The organism is Corynebacterium sp. UMB8791 (assembly GCF_054166365.1).
Genome location: NZ_JBSZCG010000082.1, coordinates 35,139 through 43,209, shown reverse-complemented (window position 1 = coordinate 43,209; position 8,071 = coordinate 35,139). Strand labels below are relative to the sequence as shown.

Genomic DNA, 8,071 nt, shown 5'->3' with positions numbered 1-8,071 from the left:
TCGTTCCTCCTGACTGTAACTTTCGCACACAAAACAGGTACACGAAAGCTAATTCTGATACCGCATCATCTTAAGTGACGCGCCCATACATTTGCCAGCCTTTCCGGGCCTTTCCCCAACGTCCACACCCTCCCCTGATCAGCATCGCGCAAACCCCACCACGACTTACCAGCTCAAACACCAACAGTCACAGCAGTTACCGGCCATATAGCACAGGCCACTCCACTCACCGCGTTTCGAAACTCCCCCACACACGTCCCCCGTTTAGTATCAACCCAAAGTTTGGGCACGTTTACGCCCGAAAACGAAAAACGTGCCACCGCAAACTGCTGCGGTGGCACGAAGTGGCGTCAAAAGCACTCAGCTGACAGGGTTAGAAGTCCCAGTCATCATCCTCGGTCTCCTCGGCCTTGCCAATGACGTACGAGGAACCCGAGCCAGAGAAGAAGTCGTGATTCTCATCCGCGTTTGGCGATAGCGACGCCAGGATCGCCGGCGAAACGCGAGCCTCATCGACCGGAAAAAGCCCCTCGTAGCCCAGGTTATTGAGGGCCTTGTTCGCGTTGTAGCGCAGGAAACGCTTCACGTCCTCGGTCCAGCCCAGCGGATCGTAGATATCTTCCGTGTACTGAATCTCGTTCTCGTACAGGTCGTAGAGAATATCGAAGGCGTACTCCTTGAGCTCCTCCTGGCGCTCCGGGGACTCGTCGCGCAGACCAACCTGATACTTGTAACCAATGTAGTAACCATGCACGGCCTCATCGCGGATGATCAGGCGGATAATGTCCGCGGTGTTCGTCAGCTTCGAGTGCACCGCCCAGTTCAGTGGCAGATAGAAGCCCGAGTAGAAGAGGAAGGACTCCAGCATAACGGAGGCGACCTTCTTCTTCATTGGGTCGTCGCCACGGTAGTAGGACTCGACAATCTTCGCCTTGCGCTGCACCTCTTTGTTTTCTTCCGTCCAGCGGAACGCGTCGTTAATCTGTGGGGTGGACGCCAGCGTCATGAAAATGTTCGAGTACGACTTCGCATGCACCGACTCCATGAACGCAATGTTCGTATAGACGGCCTCTTCGTGCAGTGTCTTCGCGTCCGGCAGCAGCGATACCGCGCCGACGGTGCCCTGCAGCGTATCCAACAGCGTCAGGTTTGCGAACACGCGCATCGTGGAAAGCTGCTCATCATCGGTCAGCGTGTTCCAGCTCGGAATGTCATTCGACACCGGGATCTTCTCCGGCAGCCAGAAGTTACCCGTGAGGCGATCCCACACCTCAAGGTCCTTCTCATCAGGGATTTCGTTCCAGTTAATCGCCTTCATCGGCTCCTTATGGGCCTGCAGGTAGGCAAGATACTCTTCAGTCATGGCTCCCATCTTAGCGCGAGCACCTCTACACAGCGGCTCCGGTCGCGATTGTCCGCGCGGCGGACAATTCACGGGGGTACATTCCGGACAGAAGGGTGTGAGTTTTAGCAAACGCGACGCACCTCTGGCAGCCCCCTCTCCCGAACACGCCACCCCCGACCACCCCCGATAGTGCCCGACTCGTTGCGTTTTAGTTCACAGTCGGGGTTATGCTGATTAATAATCCCATTATGAATACTGTGAAAACACCGATACATGAAGGATGAACAGCATGCCTCTCACCCTCGATCCTGCGGAATCCACTGAAGGACCTCTCCTTACCAAGGTGCTCGACGAGCTTGGGGGCGAGATTGTATCGGGGATAATGGCTCCCGGGGAACGCTTCACACTCCAGGATCTCTCCGACCGGTTCGGGATTTCCCGCACGGTCGCACGCGAGGCAATGCGCGCGCTCGAGCAACTCGGTCTTGTAAGTTCTTCACGCCGAGTTGGCATTAAGGTACTGCCCGAGGAGCACTGGGCAGTCTTTGACCAGGCTGTAATCCGCTGGCGACTCAGCAGCGAGGCGCATCGTGCGAAGCAGATCGTGTCGCTGGACCAACTCCGAAAGGCGATCGAACCGGTCGCGTCAGCACTCGCAGCGACGAATGCGACGAAGGAACAGGCGCAGGAGCTCAGGGCATTGGCCGAGCAGCTCATGGAGCTCTCCGAAGCAGGCGAAGGCAATACGGAAGCCTTCCTCGAGACGGATAAACGTTTTCACACCTTAATATTGGAGTGCTCCGGCAACGAGATGTTCCGCACCCTTGCCCTTCCGATTCTGTACGTGCTCGAGGGCCGCACCCGCTACGGCATCATGCCGAACGACCCACACCTCGATGCAATGGCGTACCACCTGAAAGTCGCGGAAGCCGTCCAATCCGGCGACTCAACAGGAGCGGAGAACGCATCCTGGAACCTACTGCGCGGAGTGGACGGCTTCGTCGAGTTCTAAGCCAGCGCTGTTCTCAACCAGCACTACAGCATGCAGGACACGCAGCCTTCGATCTCGGTGCCCTCGAGGGCCATCTGGCGCAGTCGGATGTAGTACAGGGACTTAATCCCCTTACGCCATGCGTAGATCTGTGCGCGGTTCAGGTCGCGCGTCGTCACCGTGTCCTTGAAGAACAGGGTCAGCGACAGGCCCTGGTCGACGTATTTCGTAGCGACAGCGTAGGTGTCGACGATCTTCTCGAAGCCGATCTCGTAGGCGTCGTCGAAGTACTCGGTGTTGTCGTTGTTCAGGTGAGGCGCCGGGTAGTAGACGCGACCGATCTTGCCTTCCTTACGGATCTCAATCTTCGACGCGATCGGGTGGATCGAGGAGGTTGAGTTGTTGATGTAAGAAATCGAGCCGGTCGGCGGGATTGCCTGCAGGTAGCGGTTGTAGATGCCGTCGCGAGCGACCGCTTCTTTCAGTGCTGCCCATTCTTCGGCCGTCGGCACTGCAATCGTCGACTTTTCGAACAGCGCCTTGACCTTCTCCGTCTTCGGCTGGAAATCCTCCGGGTTGTAGCGGTCGAAGAACTCGCCGGTGGCGTACTCGGAGTGCTCGAAGTCTTCGAACTTCTTGCCCGTCTCCACTGCGATCTTGTGCGATGCCTTGATGCACTCGTACATCACGGCCGCGAAGTAGGCGTTCGTGAAGTCGAGGCCTTCCTCTGAGCCGTAGTGGATGTGCTCGCGGCCAAGGAATCCGTGCAGGTTCATCTGGCCCAGGCCGATGGCGTGGGAGGCGTCGTTACCCTCACGGATCGACGGCACCGAGTCAATCGACGTCTTGTCCGCCACCGCCGTAAGACCGCGGATTGCGGTCTCGACGGTGCGGGAGAAGTCGTCGGAATCCATCGCCATCGCAATGTTCAAGGAGCCAAGGTTGCAGGAAATATCGTGGCCGACCTTCGCGTACGTCAGGTCAGCGTTGAGCTCCGACGGGGAATTGACCTGCAGGATCTCGGAGCACAAGTTGGACATGTTAATGCGGCCAGTCTTGACCGGGTTCGCTCGGTTCGCGGTGTCCTCGAACATGATGTACGGGTAGCCGGACTCGAACTGGATCTCCGCCAGCGTCTGGAAGAACTGACGCGCATTAATCTTCGACTTGTGGATGCGCGGGTCTTCCACCATCTCTTCGTACTTCTCGGTGACGGAGATGTCGGCGAACGGAACGCCGTAGACGCGCTCGACGTCGTACGGCGAGAACAGGTACATGTCGTCGTTACGCTTCGCCAGCTCAAAGGTGATGTCTGGGACGACGACGCCCAGCGAGAGCGTTTTAATACGAATCTTCTCGTCAGCGTTTTCGCGCTTGGTGTCCAGGAACTTCATGATGTCAGGGTGGTGCGCGTTGAGATACACAGCACCTGCGCCCTGGCGTGCGCCGAGCTGGTTTGCGTAGGAGAAGGAGTCCTCCAGCAGCTTCATCACTGGAATCACACCAGACGACTGGTTCTCGATGTGCTTAATGGGCGCGCCGGCCTCACGAATGTTCGACAGCAGCAACGCTACGCCGCCGCCGCGCTTCGACAGCTGCAACGAGGAGTTAATCGCACGGCCGATGGACTCCATATTGTCCTCGATGCGCAGCAGGAAGCAAGACACGAGCTCGCCGCGCTGCGCCTTGCCTGCGTTGAGGAATGTCGGCGTCGCCGGCTGGAAGCGGCCCGTCATAATCTCGTCGACGAGCGCGGATGCGACCTCTTCCCTACCGTCGGCGAGGAAGAGCGCGGTCATCGCCACGCGGTCCTCGAAGCGCTCGAGGTAACGGCGACCGTCGAATGTCTTCAGCGTGTAGGAGGTGTAGTACTTGTACGCGCCCAGGAAGGACTTGAAGCGGAACTTAAAGGCATACGCACGCTTGAACGTGTCCTTCACGAACTCCCAGTCATATGCCTCAATAACCTCGGGCTCGTAGTACTTGTTGTCCACCAGGTACTTCATCTTCTCTTCGAGGTCGTGGAAGTACACCGTGTTCTGGTTCACGTGCTGCAGGAAGAACTGATTCGCAGCCTCGCGGTCCTTATCGAACTGGATCTGACCGTTTTCGTCGTACAGGTTCAGCAGTGCGTTGAGCGTGTGGTAGTCCAGCATGTCAGCCTCGTTGACCGGCTCCGGCACATTCTTGCCATGAATAGGGTTCGTAGACACAGATATCCTCTTGATGCTTCAGTGTTAATTAACGATCGGCGTTACGGTATTTATTTGTATATTTCTCGCGCAGTTGCGCTAAGCGTTGTGCGTTTTCCTGCCCCGGCAGCTGCCCAACCGACTCTAGCGCGTCTTCCTGCTCGGGGGTCAGCGGCAGCAAACCGAGGCGGTCGGCGTGCTCGATCAGCTGGTTGCGCACGCGAAGCACGTCGTCATCAGTACCCAGCAGCTCAAAGCGGAAAAGGTACGGGACGTTGCACTTCTCCGATATTACGTCACCAGCCAGGCCGTAGTCCGTGCCAAAGTTGGAGTTGCCAGACGCGATGACGCCACGGATATAGCTGCGGTTGTGTTCGTCATTCAAAAACTTGATGACCTGCGGCGGGACAGGTTTGGTGTTCACGTGCGTCATCGATACGCCCCCGCCATAGGTCGGGCAGATGAGGACGTAGGGCTCGTCGATAATTGGTGCTGGGTCCGTGCGCCGCAACGGAATACGCTGCGCCGGAAGCCTCACCTTATCGACGAACCGCTTCGTCGTCTCCGTCAACGACGAGAAGTACACGATCAACATGTTGGATGCCCTCTACATAAAAAGAGCCGCCAATGTGTAAAACACTAGCGGCGTGAGACGTCGGAAGAGTTAAGCCGCAGCCAGGCCACGGATGCGCTCCGGGCGGAACCCAGACCAGTGCTCGCCGTTTACCTCAACGACTGGTGCCTGGAGGTAGCCGAGCGCGAGGACGTAGTCACGCGCTTCGTCGTCGACGGAGATATCTACGAGGTCGTACTCCAGCCCTGCTTTTTCGAGTGCTTTGGTAGTTGCTTTGCACTGCATGCACGCCGGCTTGGTGTAAACGGTAATAGACATAACCTGTGGGCTCTCTCTCTACATAAAATGAAGACTATTTCGGGAGTTTTCCCCGCGCCGTCTTGATCGGCGCTACAAGAGAAGACACTATACCTTGGGTGATATTTCTGCAAGTAATACTACATGTAGTAGTTACACGCGTGGTATTCCCAGCACGGCTCCCACCGCGGGTCCACATGTAGCCTAGACTATGAAAAATCACTTCCGATGACCTGAAAGCCCACCAATGTTTCGCTCCCGCCCCAGCCCGCAGCAACGCTACAGCCACATGGCACGGCGCGCCGCGAGCGAGGTCATTGGCAGCTATTCGACGAGCTTCGGCGCCGCCACGCGACTACTTCCCGAGCCGCAGCGAACCGACATCCGCAACCTCTACGCGGTGGTGCGCATCGCCGACGAAATTGTGGACGGTGCCGCCCCCTCCCCCGAGCGCGCAGCAATCCTCGAATGCTACGAGCAGCGCGTCCGCAGCGCCACAGCAACCACGTTCCACACCGACCCGATCCTGCACGCTTTCGCCGATACCGCGCGCCGCTGCAACTTCGATGACGCCCACCTCGCCGCGTTCTTCACCTCGATGCGCCACGACGTAACCGGCGAGGCGCACACGGAGGAGTCCGTCGAGCGATACATCTACGGCTCCGCCGAGGTCATCGGTTTGCTGTGCGTGGATGTCTTCTTCGGGGGCCGACGCCCTCCCCAGGCCGAGTACGGCAAGCTGCAGGAAGGGGCACGGGCGTTGGGGGCTGCGTTTCAGAAGGTGAACTTCCTGCGCGACTACGCCGACGACACCAACCGGCTCGCCCGTAACTACTTCCCGCAGGCTTCTTACCCGCTGACCAAGGCCGGCCGAGACGCGATCGTCGCGGACATCCGCCACGACTTCGACGCCGCGTGGTCCGCCATCCCCGCGCTGCCCAAGCGCTGCGGTGTCGCCGTCGCGGTAGCGGCGAACCTGTTCGAAGCGCTCACCGACTTGCTCGCGGACACGCCACCAGAAGCCATCCTCACCGAACGAGTCCGGGTGTCCGCGCCGCGGAAAGCAGCCATCATCGCGCGGACGGCGGCGACGGGAAGGAGGCTGCAGTGACGGAGCGCGTTGTCATCATCGGCGGGGGAATCGCAGGCCTGGCAACAGCGTGCCTGCTGGCGAAGCGCGGTGCGGCGGTGGTGGTCGTCGAGAAGAATGGGCACCTCGGCGGGCGCGCGGACGAGTTGCGCATCGACGGCTTCCGCTTCGAGACCGGCCCCTCCTGGTACCTCATGCCCGAGGCCTACGACCACTTCTTCGAGCTCATGGGCACCTCCACCGCGGCAGAGCTCGACCTGCAACTTCTCGACCCCGGCTACCGCATCTACCCCGAACACCGCCCGCTTCTCGACGTCCCCTTCGGTACCGACGCCGTCGCCGACCTCTTCGAGTCCCTCGAGCCCGGCGCGGGCGACGCGCTGCGCGACTACCTCGCCAGCGCGGCCGACGTCTACAACATCGCGCTCGACCGCTTCCTCTACACCACGTTCAGTTCGCTGCGGCCGTTCCTGCACAGCGACGTCGTCTCCCGCGCATTCACCCTCGCGGTGTTGCTGCTCCAGCCGCTGCAGCGCTACGTGAACAAACGATTCCGCGACCCTCGCCTGCGCCAGATCCTGCAGTACCCGGCAGTGTTCCTGTCCTCGCAACCACGCGACACCCCGAGCCTGTACCACCTGATGAGCCATACCGACCTGACTCTCGGCGTGCGCTACCCGCAAGGCGGATTCAGCGGCATCGTCACGGCGCTCGAGCGGCTCGCCCGCGCGCACGGCGTCGAGTTTTTGCTCGAGCACGAGGCGACCCGCATCGAAGTTATCGCCGGTTCCGCCACCGGCGTCCACGTGCTCAGCGAAAGCGGGACACGCTTCCTGCCCGCCGACGCCATCGTCGCCGCCGGAGACTTGCACCACACCGAGACTTCGTTGCTCCCCGCGTCTGCTCGCACCTATTCCGAGGCGCACTTTAAGCACCACAACCCAGGTGTGAGCTGCGTACTCGCGCTCATTGGTGTGCGCGGTGCGCTGCCGGAACTGCTTCACCACACGCTGTTCTTTTCCGAGGAGTGGGGCGAAGACTTCGACGCCGTGTTCCCTGCTGACAGCAGCGGCTCGCGCGACGCATCGCGCTCGATCTACGTGTGCAAGCCCTCCGCCACGGACCCGACTGTCGCGCCCGCCGGGTGTGAGAATCTGTTCGTGCTCATCCCGGTTGCGGCTGACCCGTCGATCGGTCACGGGGACGCGTACGGCGCTGCAGAGTCCCCGCGCGTCGCCGCCATCGTTGACGCGACACTGGACCTCATCGTCGCACGCACTGGTGTCGCTGACCTGCGGGAACGGGTCGTCGTGAAGCGAACTATCGGCCCCGCCGACTTCGCCGGACGCTACTACTCCTTCGCAGGTGGCGCCATCGGGCCTGCACATACCCTGCGGCAATCCGCGTTCTTCCGCGGTCGCAACATTTCCGCCAAAGTGGACAACCTGTACTACGCGGGGCAAACCACCGTTCCTGGCGTCGGTGTGCCCATGTGCCTCATCTCTGCCGAGAACGTGGTCAAGCGCATGCTCGGACTTCGTGACGCATCTCCTATACCAAAACTGTGAGAAGCTCGTGAAGA

General features: G+C 60.0%; 6 protein-coding genes and 1 pseudogene. 3 read left to right on the top strand and 4 right to left on the bottom strand.

The features are described 5' to 3' along the window. Positions 1-373 precede the first annotated feature (373 nt). Entirely contained in the window at positions 374-1,363 is a 990-nt protein-coding gene (nrdF, locus tag ACXIUA_RS02375) for a class 1b ribonucleoside-diphosphate reductase subunit beta (protein ID WP_457976006.1), read from the bottom strand. A gap of 271 nt (positions 1,364-1,634) precedes the next feature. Here nrdF and ACXIUA_RS02370 point away from each other — a divergent pair, with 271 nt between their 5' ends. Continuing rightward, positions 1,635-2,357: a FadR/GntR family transcriptional regulator gene (locus ACXIUA_RS02370; RefSeq protein ID WP_457976005.1), complete on the top strand. Its 723-nt coding sequence runs from the start codon at positions 1,635-1,637 to the stop codon at positions 2,355-2,357. 23 nt (positions 2,358-2,380) lie between these two features. Here ACXIUA_RS02370 and nrdE read toward each other — a convergent pair whose 3' ends face one another. The 3 genes and pseudogenes from nrdE to nrdH form a co-directional block, all read right to left on the bottom strand. After that, positions 2,381-4,492 carry a class 1b ribonucleoside-diphosphate reductase subunit alpha gene (gene nrdE / locus ACXIUA_RS02365; protein ID WP_457976007.1) on the bottom strand — a complete coding sequence of 704 codons (2,112 nt, stop codon included), beginning with the start codon at positions 4,490-4,492 and terminating at the stop codon, positions 2,381-2,383. A gap of 208 nt (positions 4,493-4,700) precedes the next feature. Further along, a pseudogene (nrdI, locus tag ACXIUA_RS02360) lies at positions 4,701-5,123 on the bottom strand (class Ib ribonucleoside-diphosphate reductase assembly flavoprotein NrdI); the annotation flags it as partial. A gap of 69 nt (positions 5,124-5,192) precedes the next feature. Next, positions 5,193-5,420 (bottom strand): glutaredoxin-like protein NrdH, encoded by a 228-nt coding sequence (nrdH, locus tag ACXIUA_RS02355; RefSeq protein WP_070361976.1) that lies wholly within the window; start codon positions 5,418-5,420, stop codon positions 5,193-5,195. Between the two features lie 268 nt (positions 5,421-5,688). On the opposite strand from nrdH, the gene ACXIUA_RS02350 reads away from it, so the two are divergent. Together ACXIUA_RS02350 and crtI are read left to right on the top strand one after the other, a co-directional pair. Next, positions 5,689-6,510 (top strand): phytoene/squalene synthase family protein, encoded by an 822-nt coding sequence (locus ACXIUA_RS02350; protein ID WP_457976004.1) that lies wholly within the window; start codon positions 5,689-5,691, stop codon positions 6,508-6,510. Then, the gene (gene crtI / locus ACXIUA_RS02345) at positions 6,507-8,057 is read left to right on the top strand and encodes a phytoene desaturase family protein (RefSeq protein ID WP_457976003.1); all 1,551 of its coding nucleotides are present in this window, start codon (positions 6,507-6,509) and stop codon (positions 8,055-8,057) included. Before ACXIUA_RS02350 ends, crtI begins: the two co-directional genes overlap by 4 nt. Positions 8,058-8,071 lie beyond the last annotated feature (14 nt).

Excerpts from the sequence above, each read along its gene's own strand:
- nrdF (WP_457976006.1), bottom strand. The coding sequence starts at position 1,363 with ATGACTGAAGAGTATCTTGCCTACCTGCAGGCCCATAAGGAGCCGATG.
- ACXIUA_RS02370 (WP_457976005.1), top strand. The coding sequence starts at position 1,635 with ATGCCTCTCACCCTCGATCCTGCGGAATCCACTGAAGGACCTCTCCTT.
- nrdE (WP_457976007.1), bottom strand. The coding sequence starts at position 4,492 with ATGCTGGACTACCACACGCTCAACGCACTGCTGAACCTGTACGACGAA.
- nrdH (WP_070361976.1), bottom strand. The coding sequence starts at position 5,420 with ATGTCTATTACCGTTTACACCAAGCCGGCGTGCATGCAGTGCAAAGCA.
- ACXIUA_RS02350 (WP_457976004.1), top strand. The coding sequence starts at position 5,689 with ATGGCACGGCGCGCCGCGAGCGAGGTCATTGGCAGCTATTCGACGAGC.